A 21789-nucleotide genomic window follows, 5' to 3' on the forward strand; every position below is an offset into this window, starting at 1 on the left:
AACACTGACATGACTGAACTGCCCGAGCCCTCCGGCAAGGTCGCGCTCGTCACCGGCGCGAGCCGCGGCATCGGCTACGGCGTCGCCGAGGCACTCGTCGCGCGCGGCGACCGGGTCTGCATCACCGGCCGCAACGAGGACGCGCTGAAGGAGGCCGTCGACCGGCTCGGCCCCGACCGGGTCATCGGCGTCGCCGGCAAGGCGCACGACGAGGCCCACCAGGCCGTCGCCGTCGAGCGCGTGATGGAGGCCTTCGGCCGCGTCGACTTCCTGGTCAACAACGCCGGTACCAACCCGGTGTTCGGCCCGATCGCCGACCTCGACCTGAACGTGGCGCGCAAGGTCTTCGAGACCAACGTGATCTCGGCGCTCGGCTTCGCCCAGCGCACGTGGCACGCCTGGCAGAAGGACAACGGCGGCGCGATCGTCAACATCGCCTCCGTCGCGGGCCTCTCACCCTCGCCCTTCATCGCCGCGTACGGCGTCAGCAAGGCCGCGCTGATCAACCTCACCGCGCAGCTGGCGCACGAGTTCGCCCCCCGGGTGCGGGTCAACGCGATCGCCCCGGCGGTCGTGAAGACCAAGTTCGCCGCCGCCCTGTACGAGGGGCGTGAGGAGGAGGCCGCCGCGGGCTACCCGCTGGGCCGGCTCGGCGTGCCCTCCGACATCGGGGGCGCCGCCGAGTTCCTCACCTCGGAGCAGTCCGCCTGGGTCACGGGTCAGACGCTCGTCGTCGACGGCGGCATCTTCCTGAACGCCGGCGTGGCCTGATCTCGCCCACGAGGACCCCTCAAGATCGCCCCCGGACACGGGCGCCGTTGACGAAAACGGCGCCCGTGTCCGCGTATCGGAACCCGGTGCACGATGACAACGTAGTCATCGCCAAATGATCAAAACCCCTGTTCAGAAGGGGGTTCAGGGGGCGTGGCGCTGCGGTATGGTCTGCCGACCTTGGTACGGCGGATCGAGGAGCGTGCGCGTGTTCAACCGGAAGCGGGGCCTGCGGCGGGTCGCGGCCATCGTGTCCATATCGGCACTGGTCACCGGATGCGGCATCCTGTCCTCCGACGGTCCGGAGGACGAGGAGCCGATCGTCGTCGGGACGACCAGCGCCCCCAGCACCCTCGATCCGGCCGCTTCCTGGGACGGCTCGTGGGAGCTGTTCCGGAACATCTACCAGACGCTGCTCAGTTACCCGAGCGGTGCCACCGCGCCGCAGCCCGACGCCGCCGAGCAGTGCGCGTTCACCGACACCTCGAACCGGGTGTACCGCTGCGAGCTGCGCGAGGGCCTGACCTTCTCCAACGGCGACGCCCTCGACGCCCGGGCCGTCAAGTACTCGATCGACCGGATCAAGGACATCGACGTCAACGGTGGACCGGCCGGCCTGCTCGGCAGCCTCGAACGGGTCCAGGCGCCCAGCGAACGCGAGGTCGTCTTCCACCTCAACAAGCCCGACGCCACCTTCCCGTTCGTGCTCGCCACGCCCGCCATGTCGATCGTCGCCCCCGGCGACTACCCCGCGGACGCCCTGCGGGAGGGCAGCGGCGTCGTGGGCTCGGGCCCGTACACACTCAAGTCCTACGAGGACGGCGAGCGGGCCGAACTCGTGCGCAACGACCGCTACAAGGGCTTCGCCGAACGGCAGAACAAGGCCGTGACCGTCCGCTACTTCAAGGACTCCGCCGGCATGGTGAAGGCGCTGCGCGACGGAGACATCCAGGTGACCTACCGGGGCCTCGCGGCCGACGACGTCATCACCCTCCAGGGCAAGGAGGGCAAGGAGGAGGGCCTCCAGCTGGTCGAGGGCACCGGTACGGAGATCAGCTACCTCGTCTTCAACCCCGAGGACCCGTGGGCGGGGCGCAAGGAAGTGCGCCAGGCCGTAGCGCAGGTGATCGACCGGACGGTGATCGCCCACAAGATCTACCAGGACACCGTCGACCCGCTGTACTCGATGGTCCCCAAGGGCCTCACCGGTCACACCACGGGCTTCTTCGACGACTACGGCGACCCCAGCATCCCCAAGGCCCGCGAGATCCTCCGGGACGCCGACATCACCGAGCCGGTCCCGCTCACCCTCTGGTACACCACCGACCGCTACGGCTCCGAGACGGCCAAGGAGTTCGAGGAGATCAAGCGGCAGCTCGACGCCTCCGGGCTGTTCGACGTCACCCTCAAGAGCCGTCCCTGGAAGACGTACGTCGCCGGATACCAGAAGGGCGAGTACCCGGTGTTCGGACGTGGCTGGTCCCCGGACTTCCCGGACGCGGAGAACTTCATCGCGCCCTTCGTCGGGGAGCAGAACGCGCTCGGCACGCCGTACCTCACCCCGAAGATCACCGGCGACCTGCTGCCGCGCTCCCGCCGGGAGAGCGACCGCGCCAACGTGGAGCGGGAGTTCGAGCAGGCGCAGCAGATCATGGTGAACGACGCGCGGCTGCTGCCGCTGTGGCAGGGCAAGCAGTACGTGGCCGCCAGCACGGACATCTCGGGCGCGGAGCAGGCCCTGGACCCGTCGACGATCATGATGATGTGGCAGCTCCAGCGGAAGACGAGCTGGTAGCCGCTCCCGTTGTCAGTGGTCGGCGGTAGGTTCTTGGTCACTGGAAGCCACCGCACACCGTAAGGAAGTTGACGTGACCGACATCGCCATGCTGCCCGAATCCTGGCGCGAGGTGCTGGGCGGCGAGCTGCAGCAGCCCTACTTCAAGGAGCTGATGGAGTTCGTCGAGGAGGAGCGGGCGAACGGCCCCGTCTACCCGCCGCGCGAGGAGGTCTTCGCCGCGCTGGACGCCACGCCGTTCGACCGGGTGAAGGTGCTGGTCCTCGGCCAGGACCCGTACCACGGCGAGGGCCAGGGGCACGGGCTGTGCTTCTCGGTCCGGCCGGGGGTGAAGGTCCCGCCGTCCCTGCGGAACATCTACAAGGAGATGCACGCGGAGCTGGACACCCCGATCCCGGACAACGGCTATCTGATGCCGTGGGCGGAGCAGGGCGTCCTGCTGCTCAACGCGGTGCTCACGGTCCGGGTCGGCGAGGCGAACTCGCACAAGTCCCGCGGCTGGGAGCTGTTCACCGACGCGGTGATCCGCGCGGTGGCCGCCCGGACCGACCCCGCGGTGTTCGTGCTGTGGGGCAACTACGCGCAGAAGAAGCTGCCGCTGATCGACGAGGCGCGGCACGTCGTGGTCAAGGGCGCGCACCCCTCGCCGCTGTCCGCGAAGAAGTTCTTCGGCTCCCGCCCCTTCACGCAGATCAACGAGGCGGTCGCCGGGCAGGGCCACGAGCCGATCGACTGGACCATTCCGAACCTGGGCTGAGCCGGCCCGGCGCTCGGGCCGGTCCGTCACCGGCCGGCCCGCGCACACCCCGGTGCCGCCTGACCGGGAAAGCGGGCGCGTGCGGTTAGCGTCGTCGGGACACCCGACGAGGGCACGGAGGACGCGGTGGCGAAGGGACAGGAGCAGGCGGCGCCGGATGCCGTGCTGACGCGGATCGGCCAGGTCGCCATGCTGCACCACGCGGGCGACCGCGAGGAGGCCCGGCACCGCTTCCTCGCCCTGTGGGCGGAGATCGGCGAGCACGGCGACGCCCTGCACCGCTGCACGCTGGCCCACTACCTGGCCGACACCCAGGACGACCCGCAGGAGGAACTGGCCTGGGACCTGCGGGCGTTGTCGGCCGCCGAGGAACTGACGGGGGACCCGTCCGCCGGCCGGGGCGAGGGTACGCCCGCCGCCCGCGCCCTCTACCCCTCGCTCCACCTGAACCTGGCCGCCGACTACGACCGGCTCGGTCACCGCGAGGCGGCCCGGCTGCACCTGAGACACGCCCGTGCCGCCGCCGAGACCCTCGCCCCCGGGCGCTACGGGGAGGGCGTACGCGCCTCGATCGACCGGCTGGAGCTGCGTCTGGACGGCGCCGGCCGGGGCGCCGACGGGTCCGGCCGTCCCGACGGCCCCCAGGGGCGGGGCCGACCGCCGCGGCAGCGGCCCTAGGTCCGGCCCGGCGCCCGGCCGGTCACCGTGGCACGGCTGGGTTCAGTGGCCGTACGCGTGCTCGCAGATGCGGGCCTCGGGGCTGCCCGGCCGCCAGCCGCCGTACTGCTTGCCGAGGGAGCACACGTCCGCCTTCCCGCCGGTGCCAGCGCCGGTCCCGCCGGGCAGTTCGGGCACCCGCGGCCGGTGGGTCGCGGGCGCACGGGTGGGCTCGGGAGCCGCCGGAGCGGCGGGCCGCCGCTCGGTGGCACCGGCGGCCGGGAGCCGGTGCCGCGCGGGCGGGGGCGCCGGGGCCTTCGTCCGGCGGGGTTCTCCGGTGGCGTGTTCCGGGGTCGGGGAGGGCCCGATCATCTCCAGCGCCTCCCGCGCCGGGGCCTGCACCACCCGCGGCTCGGCCGGGCCGTCCGGACGTGGCGCGGACGAGCGGGCGCCGACCGCGGACGGGTCGGCCGCGGCCGGGCCCCGGACCGTCGTACAGCCGGTCAGGGCCGAGACAGCCACGGTCACGAGAAGCGTTGCGGTGGTCGTCGTTCGATGCACCCGCGCCACTCTGCTGGTTCGGGCGTCACGACCGGCGCCGGACAAGCGCAGGTTGCCCCGCACGGGTGATCTCCGCCCCCGTACGGAGTCCCGTGGGCGACCCGGGGTGACGTCAGTCGCCCGTGGCGCCGTCCAGGCGTTCGCGGATCAGGTCCGCGTGCCCGTTGTGACGCGCGTACTCCTCGATCATGTGGGTGTGGATCCAGCGCAGGGTGTAGCGCTCGCCGGTGCGCAGGTGCTTGCCCCGGGTCGGTGCGTCCAGGGGGACGCCGGCCGCGTTGCGGCGGGCCGCCTCGATCTCGGCCTGCCAGGTGGCGCGGGCCTCGGCGAAGGTGTCCGCCCCGGTGAGCCGGAACTCGCCGTCCGGGTCCTCGTCGGAGTAGTAGATCGGGCCCGCGTCCTCCGCCGCCAGCACCCTGCGGTACCAGCTGCGCTCCACCTCCGCCATGTGCCGGACGAGTCCCATCAGGGACAACGTCGACGGTGCGACGGCGGCCGTCCGCAACTGCTCGTCGGTGAGTCCCTCGCACTTCCAGGCGAGGGTCTGCCGGTGGTATTCGAGCCAGCCCTCCAGCATGGTGCGTTCGTCGGCGTCGACGGCGGGTTCGTGGCGTTCGGTCGTCATGGCGGCATCCTCGCTCAGAACGGCGGGTCCCACCAGGAGTTTTCAGCTGTCCGGCACGCTGCCCAGCATCCCCGCGAGGAGTTCCCGCAGCCCCGACCGCACCTCTTCGAGGCCCGGCACCTCGGCGTGGAAGGTCCCGGCCACGCAACTGAACATCAGGCCGTCCGCCCAGGCGACCAGCGTCAGGACGTGGCGGGCCGGGTCGGCGGAGCCCATCGCGGTGACGAGGGCGCCCAGTTGCTCCCGGAATCGGGCGCCCGCGGCGTCGAAGTGCGCCCGCAGCTCCGGGCGGCGCGTGGCCTCCAGCGCCAGTTCGTACCGGGCCAGCGTCAGCGCCCGGTTACGGGTCAGCGCCCGGTGTGTCGCCAGCGCCAGCGCGTCCACCAGGGCGTCCAGGCCGGCCCGCGGGTCCGGCATCTCGTGCAGCGCCAGCACCCGGGCCTCCCGGTCGGCCAGCCGCCGCACCGCCAGCTCCAGCAGCGCCTGCCGGGTCCGCGCGACGTTGGAGGTGGAGCCCTGGGGGAGCCCCGCCGTCTCGTCGACCGCCCGGTGCGTGAGCCCGCGCATCCCGCGGTCCGCCAGCAGGGTCAGAGCCGCGTCGGCGACCAGGCCGGCCCGGGAGGCGCCCGCCGAGGGGCCGGAGGGTGCGGTGTGTGCGGACATGGAGATCAACCTACCCGTCTCACTACGGCTGTAGTACAGTCGGCGGCGGGTGCTACTACATCTGTAGTGTGCCTCGCGTCGAGGAGAGGGCCGGGGAGAGCCATGACACGTACGAGGAGCGCCGTCGTGATCGGCGGCGGCATCGGCGGCCTGACCGCGGCGGCCGCCCTGCACCGCAGCGGCCTGCGGGTCACCGTCCTGGAACGGGCCCCCTCGCTCCGGCCGATCGGCGCGGCCATCTCGCTGTCGCCCAACGCCCTGCGCGCCCTGGACGTGATCGGCCTCGGTGACGAGATCCGCGACCTCGCCGCATGGCAGGGCGACGGCGGACTGCGCACCCCCGGCGGACGCTGGCTCTCCCGCTCCAGTGCCGAGGCGGCCGCGGCACGCTTCGACGGTCCGCTGGTGCTGCTCCACCGCTCCACCCTCGTCGAACGCCTCGCCGCGCTGCTGCCGCCAAACGCCGTCCGCACGGCCGCCGACGCGACGGTCGCCGACCCCGGTGACCGCGACCGTCCGGCCAGGGTCCGCACCCCGGAGGGCGAGCTGGCGGCCGACCTGGTCGTCGCGGCCGACGGCATCCACTCCGTCGTGCGCCGCGCGCTCTTCCCGGACCACCCGGGCCCGGTCTACTCCGGCTTCACCACCTGGCGGCTGGTGATCCCCGTCCCCGGCGTGGCATTCGCCTCCCACGAGACCTGGGGCCGGGGCCGCATCTGGGGCACACATCCGCTCAAGGACGGCCGGGTATACGCCTACGCCGCCGCCGTCGCCCCGGCCGCGGGGCACGCGGCCGACGAGAGGGCCGAACTGCTGCACCGCTACGGCGACTGGCACGACCCGATCCCCGCCGTCCTCGCGGCCGCCCGCCCCGAGGACGTCCTGCGCCACGACGTGCACCACATCGCGGAGCCGCTGCCGGCCTACCACCGCGGCCGGGTCGCCCTCCTCGGGGACGCCGCGCACGCCATGCCGCCCAACCTCGGCCAGGGCGGCAACCAGGCCGTCGAGGACGCGATCGTGCTCGCCCACCACAACCAGGATCTCGCCGCCTACACGGCCGCCCGGCTGCCCCGCACGACCGCGATCGCCCGCAAGGCCGTCAAGGTCGCCCGTCTCAACCTGATGCGCAACCGCGCCGGGACCGCCGTCCGCGACGCCACGATCCTCGCCCTGTCCAAGGCCGGTCCCGCCCTGCTCCTGCGCGGCTTCGACGGCATCGCCGACTGGCGGCCCCCGCAGCCCCCGTATGCTTCCCGGCGGACCCAGGTCGGCGAGCACAACGAACGTTAGAGGAGCACATCCCGTGAAGGTCGGCTGCATCGGACTCGGCGACATCGCGCAGAAGGCCTACCTGCCGGTGCTCGCCGCCCTCCCCGGGATCGAACTGCACCTGCAGACCCGCACCCCCGCCACCCTCGCCCGGGTCGCGGACAAGCTGCGCATCCCGCCGGCGCAGCGCCACGCCGACCTCGACGCGCTCCTCGCCCAGGGCCTGGACGCCGCCTTCGTGCACGCGCCGACCGCCGCCCACCCCGAGATCGTGACCCGGCTGCTGGAGGCGGGCGTACCCACCTACGTCGACAAGCCCCTCGCCTACGAACTGGCCGACTCCGAACGCCTGGTGACCCTCGCCGAGGAGCGCGGCACCAGCCTCGCCGTCGGCTTCAACCGGCGCCACGCGCCCGGGTACGCCCAGTGCGCCGAGCACCCGCGCGAGCTGATCCTCATGCAGAAGAACCGCACCGGACTGCCCGAGGACCCGCGCACGATGATCCTCGACGACTTCATCCACGTCGTCGACACGCTGAGGTTCCTGGTGCCCGGACCGGTCGACGACGTGACCGTGCGCGCCCGTACCGAGGGCGGTCTGCTCCACCACGTCGTGCTCCAGCTCGCCGGGGACGGCTTCACCGCGCTCGGCGTGATGAACCGGCTCAGCGGCTCGGCCGAGGAGATCCTGGAGGTCTCGGGCCAGGACACCAAGCGCCAGGTGGTCAACCTCGCCGAGGTGATCGACCACAAGGGCCAGCCCACCGTGCGGCGGCGCGGCGACTGGGTCCCGGTGGCCCGGCAGCGCGGCATCGAGCAGGCGGTGCTCGCCTTCCTCGACGCGGTGCGCTCCGGCGAGGTGCTCAGTGCCCGGGACGCGCTGGCGACCCATGAGCTGTGCGAGCGGGTGGTCCGGGCCGTGCCGGACGGTTCCGCCTGAGCCGCACCGTCCGTACGCCCTCGGCGGCGCCCCAGGCCGCGAGGATCCCCAGCGCCGCGTACACCGTCCAGTCGCCGTAGCGGACGTACGGCGTGGTGCCGTGGGTGACGGGGACCTCGTACACCCGTGACGCGCTCGCGTCGGTGCCGAGCCAGGAGCCGATCCGGGCGCCGTTCGCGTCGTAGACGGCCGAGACGCCGGTCAGCGTCGCGTGCACCATCGGCCGGCCGGTCTCGGCGGCGCGCAGCGCGGCGAGCGAGGCGTGCTGCTCGGGTGCCCAGGTGTGCTGGAAGGTCGAGGTGGAGGACTGGGCGACCAGTACCTCGGCACCGTCGGCGACGAGGCTGCGGCTCATGTCGGGGAACGCGCTCTCGAAGCAGACCATCGGCCCGATCCGCAGGCCGTCGCCGACGTCCATCACCACCTGCTCGGTGCCCTGCCTGCGGTCCTCGCCCGCCGCCTTGCCGACGGAGGTGGCCCAGCCGAGCAGCGACCGGAACGGCACGTACTCACCGAAGGGGACCAGCCGCATCTTGTCGTACCGGTCACCGGTCGGGCCCTGGGGGCCGACGAGCACCGAACTCTTGTAGATGCCGGGTTTGTCGGAGCGCCGCGCGTCCACGTTGACCAGGATGTCCGCGCCGGTCTCCCGGGACAGCGCGGCGAGCCGCCGGGCGAGGTCCGGCCGGTCGTCCAGGTCGAAGCCGACGCTGCTCTCGCCCCAGACGATCAGGTCGAGGTCGCGGTCGGCGAGCCGCCGGGTGAGCTGCTCCTCGCGGTCGAACCGGCGGTCGGCGCTGTCCGCTCCGGCGACCACGCCGGGCTGCACCACGGCGATCGCGGCCCGCTCGTCGGTGTCGGGGCGCGGCGACCAGACCCAGGCCGCCGAGGTGGCCGCGGCCGTGGCGACGAGCCCGGCCAGGGCCGGTACCCTCGCCCGGCGTACGGCGACGAGGACGGCGAGGGCCGCGTTGACGGCGACCACCAGGAAGCTGAGCAGCCACACGCCGCCCACCGAGGCGAGCCGCAGCGCGGGGGCGACCTGCCACTGACTGGCGCCGAGCATCCCCCAGGGGCCGCCCAGTCCCTGCCAGGAGCGGACCAGCTCCGCCAGCAGCCAGCCCGACGGCAGGACGACGAGCGCCGCGGCGACCCGGCGCGAGGAGGGCGTCCCGCCCAGGGTCCGGTGCACCAGCCAGCCCCACGGGACCCACAGCGCGCCGAGCAGCGCGGCGATGACGAACGTGAAGACGTGCAGGTTGGGCAGCAGCCAGTGGTGCATGGCCAGCACGAACCCGAACCCGCCGCACCACCCGTCGTACGCCGCCCGCTTCCCGCCCGGCGCGGTCCGGGCCAGCAGGATCCAGGGGACCAGCGCGAACCAGGCCCACCACCACAGGGCCGGGCCCGGAAAGGCGAGCACGGGCAGGGCGCCGGCGAGCACGGCGAGGCCGGAGCGTCGCCACGGGGAGGCGAGCCGGCGGTCGAGCGTCTTCATGGGCTCCTCCCTACAGATGATCCGTACCCGGTGATCCGTACAGTGTGCGCTCGCGGCGAGGCGGATTCAGTTGATCACACCGAAGCCTGTCCGGCGCGTGAGCCCTCACCTAGGATGATCGATGATCGATCAAACGTGGAGGTACCTCATGACCCGGCCCATCACAGTGGTCACCGGCGGCAGCCGGGGGATCGGAGCGGCGACCTGTCTGCGCCTCGCGGCGGACGGCCACGACGTCGTCGTGGGCTACGCGCGCGACTCGACGGCCGCCGAGACGGTCGTGGCGGGGGTGCGCGACGCGGGCGGCCGCGGAGTCGCGGTGCGCGCGGACACGTCCGTCGAGGCCGACGTCGAGCGGCTCTTCGACGTGGCGGAGGAGCGGCTGGGCCCGGTCACGGGGCTGGTCAACAACGCGGCTGTGACCGGCCCGCTGGGACGGCTCGCCGACAGCGACACCGCGGACCTGCGCCGGGTCCTCGACGTCAACCTGCTGGGCGTGCTGCTGTGCGCCCGGCGGGCGGCGCGGCTGATGACCCCGCGGGGGAGCGGCGCGATCGTGAACGTGTCGTCGGGCGCCGCGACCCTCGGCAGCCCCGGGGAGTACGTCCACTACGCGGCGAGCAAGGCGGGGGTCGACGCGGTGACCCTGGGCCTGGCCAAGGAACTCGGCCCGGACGGGATCCGGGTCAACGCCGTCGCGCCCGGGGTGATCGACACCGGGATGCACGCGGCGGCGGGGGACGCCGGCCGGGCGGCCCGGATGGGGGCGGCGGTGCCGATGGGACGCGCGGGCCGGGCGGAGGAGATCGCCGCGGCGATCTCCTGGTTGCTGTCGCCCGACGCGTCGTACACGACGGGGACGGTGCTCAGGGTGGCGGGCGGACGCTGACCGGGGCCCGGGTGCGTCCGGGGAGGGGCCGGGCCGAGCACCGGGGCGGCCCCGCGGCTCAGGCCGCCTCGACGACCTGCCCGCGGATCGCGGTCGCCCACTCGACCACCAGCAACTCGTACTCCACGCGCTCCTGCGCCGACAGGGTCCCGCCCGCGCGCCGCCACAGCGCGCGGATCTGATCGTTCAGCTCCGCGGCGGACCGCACGGAACCAGGCGTCACGTAATCGGGGGACATGCGGACAAGCCTAGGGGCAAGCACTGACACTGCGCTACCGGACGGCTACACAAACAGTTCCGGCCAGCCGGCGGACTCCGCGGCGTGCGGGCTGAGGGCACCCGTCGCGACCGGGGCGACGATGACGACGCCGAGCGCGATGCGATACGTACCTGGGTACTTCGACGTGTACGCCGACACAAGAACGACGAGTCGGTCACGGCGCCGGCGGTGGCCTGGTCACCACCTGGCACGCAGCACGCCGTCGCTGTCCGGCAAGGCAGCATGGAACAGCGGGTGGCGCTCGTCGAGAATCAGGGGCAGAGAGCAGGCTGCTTTCGCGCCCGCGACCAGTAGGGCGAGCTGTTGGTGATCGGTTTCGTCGACGGTGACGTGGCGGATCCTCCCTGACCGGTAGCGGCCCGGCAGGACTGTTTCGGTGGGTCTCGTCACCCGCGAGGACAGTCGGCGGCGCGGGGCGGGAGCGGCGGGAGCCCGGTGACGCGTCCAACCGGCGTCGCCACACGAGGTCAGGCGGCTCCCCCCGTCTTCGCCGACGTCGGTTCGCCGTCCTGTGCCCGATCGTCACTCCCGCACGCAAGCCGCTCCATGCCTGCCGCGGCCGACGAGGTCCGGGCCCGCGTGGACGTCGCCCCGCCGCGCACCGGCCGTTCAGGGTCTGGTGGGCCGAGCACGGCCCCGGTCCGGGGCGGCTCCCTGCGGAGGGCGGTTCCGCACGGTGCCCGGCGCGGAGGGCTGGCGACGGCCGTTCCCGTCCTTGCCCCGCGGATTCCGCACCTCGCCGGAGGCGGTGGATCGGTCACCCTGGGAGGGACGGTGATGACGGGGCGCGGCGCGCCGCGGTGGTCGGCTCAACGTGATCTGCCGGACGACTTGTTGGAAGCAGACCAGCGAGGCCAGACCGGGCAAGGAGGCGGCCGCGGCGTCCTCCGGTGTTCTGGCTGCCTGCAAGACGCACAGCAGCATCGCAATGGCCGAGAACAGCAGGACCACGGCCCACGAGTGCACGGCACGGCGCCGGTGCAGCGCGGCGCGGAGCACGGCCAACGACGCCACCAGCCAGGGGCCGTACACCAGCATCGGCCACCATGACACCACGCCGTCGGAGGCCTGGGTGGTGGCCGTCAGGCGCAGCGGCTCGTACGACGCCATCCCGCTGAGCAGGCTCACGGATGAGGCGACGACGGCCGCCAGCGCGGCGGCCGTCAGGCTGGTGACGCGCAGGGGGCTGATGTCGCGTCGACGGCGCGCTCTGCGACGTGGACGGCGTCGGCGTCCGAGTGGCGCCGTGGCCGGATACGGGTCTCCCTGCGGTGCCCCGTCCGCCGGCGGCCGCGGGGAGGTCTCCGGTTCGTGGAAGTCGGTGGGCTGCCGCCGCTCCCGCGTGCCTTGGAGCATGAATGCCAGTTCCGCCGCGGGGTCCCAGTCGGTGTCCGGCGGCGCCAGAGGTCCGGCGTACGCGTCGGTCGCGTGGAGGTCGAGGACCATGTCCGTGTCGGGAGTGAACTCTTCCACGTGTGGCCAGGGTTGGCCGTTCCCGTCCGCGAACGGGGGCTGCCCGGGGAAGTACTGAGGGTGGTTCGGGCGGCGCGCGTCGTGTGTGCTGCGTTCGTGGTGCATAAGGCCGTGGGTTACCTGACCATCTCCCGGTCCGTGCCGACCGGTCGTGGCCGGTGCCGGTCGTTCGCGCTGTCCCCCGGCGGCCGGAGAACCCCATCCCCTGTGTACTTGGTCATGCCCGGAGTAACGGTTCTGCGCCTCGGCGGGTGTGCGGCAAACGGGTGAACGGTGCGAGGGAAGCGCGCGGTCGGCCGGGGTGCGCCCGGTGGTTCGGGTGACCCGTCGCAGGGTCGGTCGTTGACCGTCCCGCACCGTTTGTCCCATACGGACGGCATTTTCCGCACCACCAGAAGGAAGTCCTCGTTTGCTTTCTCATCTGCGCCCCGCAGACTGGGTGACGGAGCAGCCCGTCGGACCAGTCGGCACCGATCGGCGGGAGCCCGGACGTTCTGCAGATTCGTTTCGCTCCGCCCCGACGCCCGAGGCGGCGTTCGACGCGCTCTATCTGCACACCGCACCGCATCTGGTCCATCAGACACATCTGCTGACCGGACGTCGTGGACGCGCCTTCGAGGCGGTTGACCACGCCTTCTGCCGCGCCTGGGACTGCTGGCCGGAGGTCGCCGTCCACGCGGACCCGGTGAGCTGGGTTCGCGGGTGCGCCTACGAGTACGCCCTCTCACCGTGGCACCGGTTCCGGGAGACCGTGACGCGCGACGCCCTCGCACCGAACGGTCCGATGGGCACCGCGATCCTGCGACTGAGACCTCTGCACCGCCGCACCCTCGTGATGTGTGACGGCCTGGGGCTGACGATCGACGAAGCGGCAGCGGAGCTGGAAGCCTCTCCCGCGGCCACCCGGATGCGGCTGCTTCACGCGCACGCCGCCCTTCAGGAGCAGTTCCCCGACTGCGAGGACGTGAGCCGACTGCGGGAACAGGTCAGGGCCTTGGTGGACGATGCCGCGTCAGCGACCGTGCCCACGGCCGGCGCGGTGCGCGCCGAGAGCGAGCGTCGCACACGCCTCCTCACACGGACGGCCGTCGGTGCGGTGGCGCTGCTGAGCGGTCTCGTTGCCGCGTCCATGCTGTCGCATGCGCCTCAGCACGAAACATCCGGACCACACCCCCGCGTTCACGGCCACTCTCACGTTCCGGCCGCGCCACACGGGACCTCCCGCGCCCGAGGCGGCAGTAGTCCGGCCGAGCCGGCTTCCACGAGCACCGCCGGCACCTGATCCCCACCGTGCGAGGCCCGAGCGGGAGACCGAGTGCCCCACCCCGTCCGGCCAGTCCGGCCCCAGCCGATTCCTCATGATCCGAACGAAACCGCCCAGGACGGGCCGCTGAGGGTGTCGATCACGGCTCCCGTGGTGTGCCGATGCGGTGGTCATCCCGCCGCGTAAAGCGTTGGCCCGCGCACCTGTGTGCAATCTGCCTGCGCGAGACCGGCGCCGCCTCGCCCCGGTCGCCCTGAGGCCGGATCGCCGGACCGCCACGGCGCGGCGAACTCATCGGGCAGGGGTTCCGCTCACCTTCTCGCCCGCCGACAGCCCTGTTCGAAGGTCCGGCGCGGACCACCATGGTCATCGCGGAGGGCGCAGGGCTCAAGCCTCTGTCGGTTTGCCGGGGCCGATGGTCGCGGCGATCTGCGTGCGGGAGGTGACGCCGAGTTTGGTGAGGATGTGCTCGACGTGGGTGTCGGCGGTGCGTTTGGAGATGACGAGGCGTTCGGCGATCTGCCGGTTGGTGAGTCCTTCACCGATCAGGTCGGCAACCTCCCGCTCACGCGGGGTGAGAGGACCCAGAGGGCTGCCGTCGTGAGGGTGCCGTGGCGGTGCGGCGTCATCGGCGTGGGCGTTCCCGCAGGCCACGTCGATCAGCTGCGGCACCGGGAGGCGGGTCCCGAACGTGTACACCTGGGTGAATCGTTCCGCCCCGAGGCCGAGCATCAGTGTGTTCTCCACCTGCGTATGCTGCGCGCTCAGCGCCCGTACTCCCCATAACGTGGTGCCGACGCGGCGCCAGAGCGTGGCGGCTCCGCCGAGCAGGATCGCGGCGTGCTCGTGTTCGTGTTCGCCGCAGGCGGACCAGGACAGGAATTCCAGCGTGGCGGCCAGGCTCATCGTTTCGCCCTGGTCGAGGGCTGAGGGCAGCATTCTGCGGCCCAGTTCCCGGCTTTCGGCCGTGCTGCCGTCCGCCCAGAGGGCGAGCACCCGCGCGATCGTCATGTAGTTGCGTCCCCACCGTTCGTGCGGGATGTGCGACAGATGCTGCAGGCAGTCGTCCACGTCCCGCAGGGCACCGGCCGGATTGCCGTGAGCTGCGTGGTACACCGCAGTGTTGATGTAGCCGGCCACCAGCGGGAACACATCGCCTGACGCCTTGAGCAGTTGGCGCGTCTGCTCGTACGAAGCGAGGGTACGTTCGGTGTCCCGGCTCCACATGAGCATCTCGTACGTTTCGACGTACAGGGCCCGGGCGCGCAGGAAGTCGTCGTCCAGCGCTTCGGCCACGGCCCGGCACCGCCGCACCATGTCGCCCGTCTCACGGTCGGCCTGGATCAGTCCGTAGTAGGCGCCGTAGTAGAGGGCGATTCCCTGTTCGACGCTCGGCTCCGGCTCGGCCACGAGGGCCTTCTCGATCCAGCGCCGGGCCTCGGTCAGGCGGCTCTTGCCCAGCCAGAGCCCCCACAGGCCATTGACCAGTCCGTAGCCGGCGCCGTCCGAGGGGTGGGCAACCGCGAAGTCCATCGCGACCCGGAAGTTGTCGAAGTCGGCGGCGAGCCGGTCGCCCCACTCGACCTGCTGATCCCCCAGCCACTCCTCGCCCGCCCGCCGGGCCATGCGCAGGAAGAAGTCCTGATGGCGGCGCGCGTACTCCTGTCTCAGGCCACTGTGCTCCAACCGCTCGGCACCGTACTCACGGATGGTGTCCAGCATCCGGAAACGGTACTCGCCGACGCCTTCCACCCGCTGCACCACCGACTTGTCCACCAGAGCGCCCAGCAGGTCCACCACGTCCCAGTCGGCCGGCTCACCCCCGGCCGCGACCTCTTCGACGGCACCGAGGGTGAAGCCGCCGGCGAACACCGACAGCCTTGCCCACAGTTCCCTCTCCGGAGGCGAGCACAGTTCGTGGCTCCACTCGATCGTGGTCCGAAGCGTGTGATGACGGGCCTGGGCGGTGCGCACCCCCGACAGGAGCCGGAACTGGTCGTCGAGACGGCCGAGAATCTGCTCAAGCGTCATGGTTCTCAACCGCACGGCCGCCAGTTCGATGGCCAGCGGAATACCGTCCAGACGACGGCAGAGGGCGACGACTTCGGAGCGGTTGTCGGTGTTCAGTTCGAAGGTGGGCAGGGCTGCCTTCGCCCGGGTGACGAACAGAGCCAGGGAGTCATTGCCGTGTTCGTCCGCGTCCGCCTCGGGAGTGGGCATCGGCGGGATGGGCAGGACGCACTCTCCGGGCAGTGCCACAGGCTGCCTGCTGGTGAGCAGGAGCACCAGCCCCGCGGAGTGACTCAAGAGGATGTCCACGAAGACGGCCATCGCGTCCACCAGATGTTCGCAGGTGTCCAGTACCAGCAATGCCTGCTTGTCCGCGAAATGACCGAGAAGCTGGTCCATCGGCTCGGTCGAAGCGATCTCGGGCAGACCGACCGCGGTGGCCACCGTGTTGGGCAGGAACTCGGCGTCCCGCAGACCGCTCAGTTCGACGATGCTGACGCCGTCCGGGAAGTCGACCGCCGCCTGGTGCGCGGCCCTCATCGCGACCCTGCTCTTGCCGACCCCACCGGGGCCGGTGAGCGTGACCAGCCTGGCCTGCGTCACCGCGCTCCGCACGGCCTCCAACTCGGCCGCACGGCCGATGAACCCGGTGGTCTCGTTCCGCGCTCCCGGCCTGGCCCATGTCCACTGCGTCACGCCATCCCCCTTCTGTGCCAGCACGAGAATCCGACGCCGCGAGCGACGGTGTGCTTGACGTTTCGAATCCGCAGGTGCGCTCGAGCCGAGTCGCCGGCGCCGTCACACCGGACCGTCCGACTACGTGCGTTCAACGACCGCGCCTCGCGGCGGGTACGCCTCCGTATCCCCCGAAAGAGGCCCCTCGGGGATGCGTATGTGCACCTACGTATGGCCAGCGCATACGTAATCGCCCTGCCCCACCTACCGATCTTGCCCACAAGTCCACGCCCAGAGGTCACGTGCGGGGGCAGAGTCGTTCCTGCGCCGGATGAAGGGGGCAGGCGCGAACTGCTGCCGAGCAGACACCGGATGCGCCCCCTGGTATGGAAGCGAATCGACGTGAGTAACCTCGCCACGGCCTTGGTGGACATGGCCCAGCGGCAACCGCAGGGGCTGGCGATGCAGGATGAGAAGACAGTCCTGACCTATGCCGATCTGGACGATCTCAGTGCCCGTGCCGCCGGCGGACTACGCGCCCACGGGGTGCGCCCCGGCGACCGGGTCGGGCTGAGACTGCCCTGTTCCCTGGCCTTCGCGGTGCTCTACTTCGGAGCCTTGCGCACCGGAGCAGTCGCCGTACCCGTGTACCCCAGAACCCGGACACCCACCGTGGACCCCTGCCATGAGGCCTGTGGCGCACGACTCGTCTTCACCGCTCCCGACGAAACGACCTCGCAGGAGATGAGGAAGAGCGACACGACACTGATCCCGGTCGGCCCCGACTTCCTCGACCAGGTGACGTTCTGGCCTCGGCACACCGGCGTGGTCCACCGCTGGGACCACGACCCGGCCATCGCCGTCCGAGCGCCGGACACGCCGTCCGGTGCCCAGGAGGCGCTACTCAGCCACCGCATGCTCCGCACCGCCGCCCTGACCGCCAGAACACTGATCGACAACACCGCGTCGCACGTCGACCCCGCACAAGTGCCACCGTTCTCCGCCTCTGGAACGACGCACGGCCTGAACGCGGTGATCCTCATCGGTGCCTGTCTGCTGACCCCCGGCGGGCACGCCGCCGTCTCGGACAGCGGATTCCCGGATGCGGCCGACTGCCCTGCTGCGCCGCCGCCGTCAGGAAGTGCCCGTTGACCATCTGGCGGAAGCTCCTGACCGCTCTCAAGGACGACAGGCTCGACGAGGCCGAGCGCGACGTCCTCCTGGCCCAGGCAGCGGTCCGGATCGCGGCCGACCGGTGCGCACCGAGGCAGCGGCCCACCGCCGACGAAGTCGTGACGGTGGCACGCGAGGAGTTCGCTGCCCTCATCGACCCCGGCCAGGCCCGGGCCGCCCTCGCGACGTGGGGGCGTGGCGATGGTTAGCCCCAGTGCCCCCGGCCACGCCCCTTCCGAAGCCACGACGTCAGCCTGGTTCACGCCCGTTCCGTCGCTGCGGAGCAGCGCGAAGGCAGCCCTCACCGAGCCGGAGCCGATCTTCCCTGCTCTCTTGCAGCTGTGGCAGGAAGCGGGCCGTTATGCACCGGGCGGTACGGACGAGGAATGGACGATCCTCACCCGCCGCTACCCGTGGCTATGACCAGGAAGGCGGCCGAGACCATGACAGCACCCCCCGCCCAGGGACGAACCCACGTCACGAGACGCCCCGCACCTTTCGCCATGGACCCAGACCAGAACACTGGCGCCGACGTTGTGCTCTACGCCATCAGCGACCACACCTCCACAGCCGTCGTGACACTCACGTCGCTGCGTGCCTTCGCCGCACGGCAGGGCTTCAACGTCGTACACGAGGTGTACGACCTGACATCACTGCATGTTCCCGCACGCAGACGTGCCGGCTGGCGAACTGTCGAACGGGTCATCACCGGTCGTAGAGCTGCCGGGCTCGTCGCACCGGCGGCGAACCACATATCCGCCGTTCCCGCTCAGCAGAGCGCGCTGCGCCGGTGGCTGCTCAGCGTCTCCGCGTTCGCGGCCTACCTCGATGACGTCCGCAAGACAGCACACCGGCGCCCCGTCGCGGCTGACCGCCTCGAACGGCACCAGTCCTACACCTGCTCCCCGAACGAACTCGGCACGCTCCGCAACGACGCGCGTACGCACCTGACTCTCGTCGGATGGCCCGGCGACCTCGCTACCGCCATCCAGGTACTGACCTGCCTGACACACATACCCGTCGCGCGCGCCCCACTCGCCGGCACGGCCTCATCGGCCGCCACCCTGCGGCTGACGGTGACTGAGCGGGAGGAACTCGTCATCGAATTGCAGGCACCACAGGCCTGTACCGACAGGGCCGCGGCTTCCCTCACGGCGAGGAGCCTGACGCAGGCACGTCTCCTGGGCGCCGAGATCAGCTGCGGCCTGTCGGACGGCGCCCGTGCCACTACCGTCCGAGCCCGGCTGCGGCCCAGCTCTCCGGATCACCGTGTCAGATCCGCTGGAAGGCGATGGCGATGACATCGTCCCCCAGGGTGTGCGCCCATCGGGTGACGTCCTCCTGGAGAAAGGAAATCAGGTCAGAGGGTGAGACGGGCTGGGCGCTTGTGGCGTAGTGGTGCCGCAGCCGTTCGGGCAGCGGATAGAAGGTGCCGGTGGAGTCGCGTGCCTCGGTGACACCGTCGGAGTACGCGAGAAGGATGTCGCCGGGTTCCAGCCGGCACGCGGTAGTGCCGGGTGGTTCGGTGAGCAGATCGGCCATGCCCAGCGGCAGACTGTGCTCGGCCGGCACAACCGATGTGGTGTGGCGGCGGACGATGAGGAGAGGCTGGTGGCCCCGGTCCAGGACCTGTACCGTGCGCGCGTCCGAGGTGAATTCCAGCAGGACCGCCGTGGTGAAGAGCTCGTCCACCAGCCCCTTGGCGTCATCGGCACTGTGCTCGGGCTGTGTGTGGCTGACGGGCTCCGGCGGAGGGTTGTCACGGTCCAGTTGGAGGGCTACGTCGATGCGATCTGCCACCTGGGGGAGTGTCGGGTGAAGCAGCGCCGCCTCTTGGAAGGTGGAGATCACCGTGGCCACCGTCTGGGTCGCATTGATGCCTTTCCCCTTGACGTCCCCGACGATTGCACGAACGCCGAACGGCGTCGGGCGGACACTGTAAAGATCCCCGCCGATCAACGCCTCGTCATCAGCAGCCCGATAGAAGCCGGCCATCCGTAGAGAGCCGATTCTGTCGGGCAGAGGACGCAGGAGAGCCAGCTGCGCGGCTTCCGCTACCGCCAACACGCGGCGGTAGCGGCTCGCGGCCCGCTGGAGCATTACGCACAGCACAACGGAAAGCAAGGTGACGGAACCCAGCACGACCAAAGCGACGACGGTCATTGGGCCGATGTAGTCCTCGATCTGCACGGTGACGGCCAGAAAGAGGCATCCGATGGCCCCGGTCGCTGCCACACCGAGCGGACGATAGACGAAGATGGCCAGGACGACCGATGCGGTCAGCAGCGATCCGAAAAAGTACCGTGGGGGTGTCGCGTGATCGAGCGCCATCGTCACCAGGATCAGCGAGGGTGGAAGCCAACGCAGCCATCGTGGAGGCCAGGGATGCTGCTCAGCTTGTCGCCGGTACTCTGCAGCCGCCCGCCCCACGCCCACAGATGGCCCCTCCCTTCCCCTGAGTCATGCGGTCCAAGACTTCGACGAAAATGATGCACGAGCCAGCCCCTCCCGGAGGGATCGACCCTCCGCACTTCACGGGAACAACGAACATCGCCGCCATATCCACCTTCGGCCCGACGCAACCAGGTGCAGCCCTCGAACGACCTGTCAGGCACAGCCGGCCACAGGAGCGAGCGGGCAGGGAAAAACAGTCGCGGACCACATCCGGGGGCTGCCCCGAAGCCGATGCTGAGCCCGGCGTCATCGGCGTCAGCGACGCTCGTGATCCATACACCTGGCGCGGTCGTTGACGCCAAGGAGCCGGCAGGTTTCCGAACCCGTTCCAAGATTCACAGGCCGAAGGTACTCAGCTCGCTCCACGGCCAGTTTCCTGCGTCCCTGTGGCCGTCGATCCCCTCGGACCTCGAAGTCCATCGCCTCCTTGAGCCGGGGCGTGGCGACGACCACTGGAGCTGTACGGCCCTGGTTCAGCCGCCGGATTCGGCCGCATGAGGACTCAGCACACCCACGCTGACCAGCACGATGATGACGATGCCGAGCGCGATGCGGTACCAGACGAACGGCATGAAGCTCTTGGTGGAGATGAACTTCATGAACCAGGCGATGACCACGTACCCGGTGGCGAAGGCGATGACCGTGGCGAAGAGCGTCGGTCCCCAGGAGACGTGGTCGCTCTCCATCGCGTCCTTCAGCTCGAAGACGCCGGAGGCGAGCACCGCGGGGATCGCGAGCAGGAACGAGTACCGGGCGGCCGCCTCTCGCCGGTAGCCCATGAAGAGGCCGCCGCTGATCGTCGCGCCGGAGCGCGAGACGCCGGGGATGAGGGCCGCCGCCTGGCACAGGCCGTAGATCAGGCCGTCCCGCACGCCCAGGTTCTCCAGCTCCTTGCGCTGCTGGGGAGCGCGGTGCCGGCCGCCCTTCTCGTCCCGGGCGGCCATCCGGTCGGCGATGCCGATGATCACGCCGACGACGATCAGCATCGTCGCGGTGATCCGCAGGTCGCGGAAGGGGCCCTCGATCTGGTCCTTCAGCGTCAGGCCGAGCACGCCGATCGGGATCGAGCCGACGATCACCAGCCAGCCCATGCGCGCGTCCGGGTCGTGGCGCATCGACTTGTCGGTGAGGGAGCGCGTCCACGCCGCGATGATCCGCCCGATGTCCTTGCGGAAGTAGATGAGCACCGCGGCCTCGGTGCCGATCTGCGTGATCGCCGTGAAGGCCGCGCCCGGGTCGTGCCAGCCGGAGAACGCCGCGGTCAGCCGCAGGTGCGCGCTGGAGGACACGGGGAGGAACTCGGTCAGTCCCTGGACGAGTCCGAGGACAAGGGATTCAAACCAAGACATAAAGTTGCGTCAGTCCAAGTGGCGATCGGAGAACGGCGGGGAACGGTCGGCGGACACGCCGAACCGTCGCGTGCGGTGATCGGGACCTGGCGTGCCGTGGGGCAGCGTAGCGCCCCAAAATGAACCCCGGACGACGGGGGTGAGCGGGCCTACGCCGCCGCGGGGCCCGTCACCGTCCAGCCGGGGACCCGCGGATGGGCGGTCAGGTCCTCGTGGCGGACGGCGTCGCCGCAGGCGGGGCAGGTGACCTGGGGGACCAGCTCGTGGCCGCAGACGTGCTCGATCACCATGGGCCGGTCGCCGTCCGGGTGCAGATGCCGGTCGCCCCACGCCATGAGGGTCATCAGGACCGGCTCCAGCTCCAGGCCCGCCCGAGTCGGCCGGTACTCGAAGCGTTGCGGGCGCTCGCTGTACGGACGCCGGTCCAGGATCCCCGCGTCGACGAGCCGCCGCAGCCGGGTGGCGAGGATGTCGCGCGGGGCGCCGGTGTTGCGCACCAGCTGGTCGAAGCGGCCGTTGCCGAGGCAGACCTCGCGCAGGACCAGCAGCGAGTACTTCTCGCCGACCAGCGCCAGCGTGTCGGCGATGGAGCAGGGGCGCGGGTTCTTGGGAGCGGCGGCCATGACGGCCAGTCTAGGTGAGGATCAAGAGAGGGTTTGAATTTCCAACTCACGAGGCTATGG

General features: G+C 71.1%; 22 protein-coding genes. 11 read left to right on the forward strand and 11 right to left on the reverse strand.

All coding sequences use genetic code 11. From position 1 onward, the window contains the following. Positions 1 to 9: 9 nt before the first annotated feature. The 4 genes from R2E43_RS31725 to R2E43_RS31740 all read left to right on the forward strand — a co-directional run bounded on the left by R2E43_RS31725 (position 10) and on the right by R2E43_RS31740 (position 4001). On the forward strand, positions 10 to 771 hold the full coding sequence (locus R2E43_RS31725) for an SDR family oxidoreductase (RefSeq protein ID WP_011027733.1): 762 nt from the start codon (positions 10 to 12) through the stop codon (positions 769 to 771). 208 nt (positions 772 to 979) lie between these two features. Beyond that, positions 980 to 2566, forward strand: coding sequence for an ABC transporter substrate-binding protein (locus tag R2E43_RS31730; RefSeq protein WP_326654293.1), 1587 nt, complete (start codon positions 980 to 982; stop codon positions 2564 to 2566). A gap of 73 nt (positions 2567 to 2639) precedes the next feature. Further along, a complete protein-coding gene (gene ung / locus R2E43_RS31735; RefSeq protein WP_332056774.1) occupies positions 2640 to 3323 on the forward strand; it encodes a uracil-DNA glycosylase in 684 nt (227 codons plus the stop codon). Positions 3324 to 3449: 126 nt separating this feature from the next. Then, positions 3450 to 4001 (forward strand): hypothetical protein, encoded by a 552-nt coding sequence (locus tag R2E43_RS31740; protein WP_003977485.1) that lies wholly within the window; start codon positions 3450 to 3452, stop codon positions 3999 to 4001. 42 nt (positions 4002 to 4043) lie between these two features. Here the strand turns inward: R2E43_RS31740 and R2E43_RS31745 are convergent, their stop codons facing one another. The 3 genes from R2E43_RS31745 to R2E43_RS31755 form a co-directional block, all read right to left on the reverse strand. Then, the gene (locus R2E43_RS31745; RefSeq protein ID WP_046247768.1) at positions 4044 to 4550 is read right to left on the reverse strand and encodes a hypothetical protein; all 507 of its coding nucleotides are present in this window, start codon (positions 4548 to 4550) and stop codon (positions 4044 to 4046) included. 103 nt (positions 4551 to 4653) lie between these two features. Beyond that, a complete protein-coding gene (locus R2E43_RS31750) occupies positions 4654 to 5166 on the reverse strand; it encodes a DinB family protein (RefSeq protein WP_003977487.1) in 513 nt (170 codons plus the stop codon). 42 nt (positions 5167 to 5208) lie between these two features. Continuing rightward, the gene (locus tag R2E43_RS31755) at positions 5209 to 5829 is read right to left on the reverse strand and encodes a TetR/AcrR family transcriptional regulator (protein WP_003977488.1); all 621 of its coding nucleotides are present in this window, start codon (positions 5827 to 5829) and stop codon (positions 5209 to 5211) included. Positions 5830 to 5931: 102 nt separating this feature from the next. Between R2E43_RS31755 and R2E43_RS31760 the strand changes: the two genes are divergently transcribed. Together R2E43_RS31760 and R2E43_RS31765 are read left to right on the forward strand one after the other, a co-directional pair. Beyond that, positions 5932 to 7122, forward strand: coding sequence for an FAD-dependent monooxygenase (locus R2E43_RS31760; protein WP_037666839.1), 1191 nt, complete (start codon positions 5932 to 5934; stop codon positions 7120 to 7122). A gap of 13 nt (positions 7123 to 7135) precedes the next feature. Next, positions 7136 to 8041 (forward strand): Gfo/Idh/MocA family protein, encoded by a 906-nt coding sequence (locus R2E43_RS31765; RefSeq protein ID WP_106518774.1) that lies wholly within the window; start codon positions 7136 to 7138, stop codon positions 8039 to 8041. Here the strand turns inward: R2E43_RS31765 and lnt are convergent. Continuing rightward, on the reverse strand, positions 7965 to 9539 hold the full coding sequence (gene lnt / locus R2E43_RS31770; protein WP_003977491.1) for an apolipoprotein N-acyltransferase: 1575 nt from the start codon (positions 9537 to 9539) through the stop codon (positions 7965 to 7967). The genes R2E43_RS31765 and lnt overlap by 77 nt on opposite strands. Before the next feature lie 148 nt (positions 9540 to 9687). Here lnt and R2E43_RS31775 point away from each other — a divergent pair, with 148 nt between their 5' ends. Next, a complete protein-coding gene (locus tag R2E43_RS31775; protein ID WP_003977492.1) occupies positions 9688 to 10428 on the forward strand; it encodes an SDR family NAD(P)-dependent oxidoreductase in 741 nt (246 codons plus the stop codon). Between the two features lie 58 nt (positions 10429 to 10486). Here the strand turns inward: R2E43_RS31775 and R2E43_RS31780 are convergent, their stop codons facing one another. The 3 genes from R2E43_RS31780 to R2E43_RS31790 all read right to left on the reverse strand — a co-directional run bounded on the left by R2E43_RS31780 (position 10487) and on the right by R2E43_RS31790 (position 12286). Next, on the reverse strand, positions 10487 to 10666 hold the full coding sequence (locus R2E43_RS31780) for a hypothetical protein (RefSeq protein ID WP_003977493.1): 180 nt from the start codon (positions 10664 to 10666) through the stop codon (positions 10487 to 10489). A gap of 219 nt (positions 10667 to 10885) precedes the next feature. Then, positions 10886 to 11098: a hypothetical protein gene (locus tag R2E43_RS31785; protein ID WP_016325728.1), complete on the reverse strand. Its 213-nt coding sequence runs from the start codon at positions 11096 to 11098 to the stop codon at positions 10886 to 10888. Between the two features lie 219 nt (positions 11099 to 11317). After that, positions 11318 to 12286: a DUF2637 domain-containing protein gene (locus tag R2E43_RS31790; RefSeq protein ID WP_030865938.1), complete on the reverse strand. Its 969-nt coding sequence runs from the start codon at positions 12284 to 12286 to the stop codon at positions 11318 to 11320. Positions 12287 to 12590: 304 nt separating this feature from the next. On the opposite strand from R2E43_RS31790, the gene R2E43_RS31795 reads away from it, so the two are divergent. After that, positions 12591 to 13463 (forward strand): RNA polymerase sigma factor, encoded by an 873-nt coding sequence (locus R2E43_RS31795; RefSeq protein WP_332056775.1) that lies wholly within the window; start codon positions 12591 to 12593, stop codon positions 13461 to 13463. A gap of 369 nt (positions 13464 to 13832) precedes the next feature. Here R2E43_RS31795 and R2E43_RS31800 read toward each other — a convergent pair whose 3' ends face one another. After that, positions 13833 to 16151: a LuxR C-terminal-related transcriptional regulator gene (locus R2E43_RS31800; protein ID WP_234328635.1), complete on the reverse strand. Its 2319-nt coding sequence runs from the start codon at positions 16149 to 16151 to the stop codon at positions 13833 to 13835. 381 nt (positions 16152 to 16532) lie between these two features. Here R2E43_RS31800 and R2E43_RS31805 point away from each other — a divergent pair, with 381 nt between their 5' ends. From R2E43_RS31805 to R2E43_RS31815, 3 genes are all read left to right on the forward strand, one after another. Next, the gene (locus tag R2E43_RS31805; protein WP_332056776.1) at positions 16533 to 17282 is read left to right on the forward strand and encodes a class I adenylate-forming enzyme family protein; all 750 of its coding nucleotides are present in this window, start codon (positions 16533 to 16535) and stop codon (positions 17280 to 17282) included. Further along, positions 17279 to 17512 carry a hypothetical protein gene (locus R2E43_RS31810; RefSeq protein WP_191848756.1) on the forward strand — a complete coding sequence of 78 codons (234 nt, stop codon included), beginning with the start codon at positions 17279 to 17281 and terminating at the stop codon, positions 17510 to 17512. The genes R2E43_RS31805 and R2E43_RS31810 overlap by 4 nt, the downstream gene beginning before the upstream one ends. A gap of 294 nt (positions 17513 to 17806) precedes the next feature. Continuing rightward, positions 17807 to 18604: a hypothetical protein gene (locus R2E43_RS31815; protein WP_247703545.1), complete on the forward strand. Its 798-nt coding sequence runs from the start codon at positions 17807 to 17809 to the stop codon at positions 18602 to 18604. Here the strand turns inward: R2E43_RS31815 and R2E43_RS31820 are convergent. The 3 genes from R2E43_RS31820 to R2E43_RS31830 all read right to left on the reverse strand — a co-directional run bounded on the left by R2E43_RS31820 (position 18576) and on the right by R2E43_RS31830 (position 21729). Then, positions 18576 to 19634 carry a PP2C family protein-serine/threonine phosphatase gene (locus R2E43_RS31820; protein ID WP_231909113.1) on the reverse strand — a complete coding sequence of 353 codons (1059 nt, stop codon included), beginning with the start codon at positions 19632 to 19634 and terminating at the stop codon, positions 18576 to 18578. The two genes, R2E43_RS31815 and R2E43_RS31820, sit on opposite strands and share 29 nt — an antisense overlap. Before the next feature lie 596 nt (positions 19635 to 20230). Beyond that, on the reverse strand, positions 20231 to 21106 hold the full coding sequence (locus tag R2E43_RS31825; RefSeq protein ID WP_003977503.1) for an undecaprenyl-diphosphate phosphatase: 876 nt from the start codon (positions 21104 to 21106) through the stop codon (positions 20231 to 20233). Between the two features lie 149 nt (positions 21107 to 21255). Beyond that, the gene (locus R2E43_RS31830; protein ID WP_003977504.1) at positions 21256 to 21729 is read right to left on the reverse strand and encodes a winged helix-turn-helix transcriptional regulator; all 474 of its coding nucleotides are present in this window, start codon (positions 21727 to 21729) and stop codon (positions 21256 to 21258) included. Positions 21730 to 21789 lie beyond the last annotated feature (60 nt).

Origin of the sequence: Streptomyces violaceoruber (assembly GCF_033406955.1) — a bacterium.
In the GTDB taxonomy this organism is placed as follows: Bacteria; Actinomycetota; Actinomycetes; order Streptomycetales; family Streptomycetaceae; genus Streptomyces; species Streptomyces violaceoruber.

What these genes read in the sequence shown, in the direction of transcription:
- R2E43_RS31725 (WP_011027733.1), top strand. Translation starts at nt 10, where the DNA reads ATGACTGAACTGCCCGAGCCCTCCGGCAAGGTCGCGCTCGTCACCGGC.
- R2E43_RS31750 (WP_003977487.1), bottom strand. Translation starts at nt 5,166, where the DNA reads ATGACGACCGAACGCCACGAACCCGCCGTCGACGCCGACGAACGCACC.
- R2E43_RS31755 (WP_003977488.1), bottom strand. Translation starts at nt 5,829, where the DNA reads ATGTCCGCACACACCGCACCCTCCGGCCCCTCGGCGGGCGCCTCCCGG.
- R2E43_RS31760 (WP_037666839.1), top strand. Translation starts at nt 5,932, where the DNA reads ATGACACGTACGAGGAGCGCCGTCGTGATCGGCGGCGGCATCGGCGGC.
- lnt (WP_003977491.1), bottom strand. Translation starts at nt 9,539, where the DNA reads ATGAAGACGCTCGACCGCCGGCTCGCCTCCCCGTGGCGACGCTCCGGC.
- R2E43_RS31775 (WP_003977492.1), top strand. Translation starts at nt 9,688, where the DNA reads ATGACCCGGCCCATCACAGTGGTCACCGGCGGCAGCCGGGGGATCGGA.
- R2E43_RS31780 (WP_003977493.1), bottom strand. Translation starts at nt 10,666, where the DNA reads ATGTCCCCCGATTACGTGACGCCTGGTTCCGTGCGGTCCGCCGCGGAG.
- R2E43_RS31790 (WP_030865938.1), bottom strand. Translation starts at nt 12,286, where the DNA reads ATGCACCACGAACGCAGCACACACGACGCGCGCCGCCCGAACCACCCT.
- R2E43_RS31815 (WP_247703545.1), top strand. Translation starts at nt 17,807, where the DNA reads ATGGACCCAGACCAGAACACTGGCGCCGACGTTGTGCTCTACGCCATC.
- R2E43_RS31820 (WP_231909113.1), bottom strand. Translation starts at nt 19,634, where the DNA reads ATGGCGCTCGATCACGCGACACCCCCACGGTACTTTTTCGGATCGCTG.
- R2E43_RS31825 (WP_003977503.1), bottom strand. Translation starts at nt 21,106, where the DNA reads ATGTCTTGGTTTGAATCCCTTGTCCTCGGACTCGTCCAGGGACTGACC.
- R2E43_RS31830 (WP_003977504.1), bottom strand. Translation starts at nt 21,729, where the DNA reads ATGGCCGCCGCTCCCAAGAACCCGCGCCCCTGCTCCATCGCCGACACG.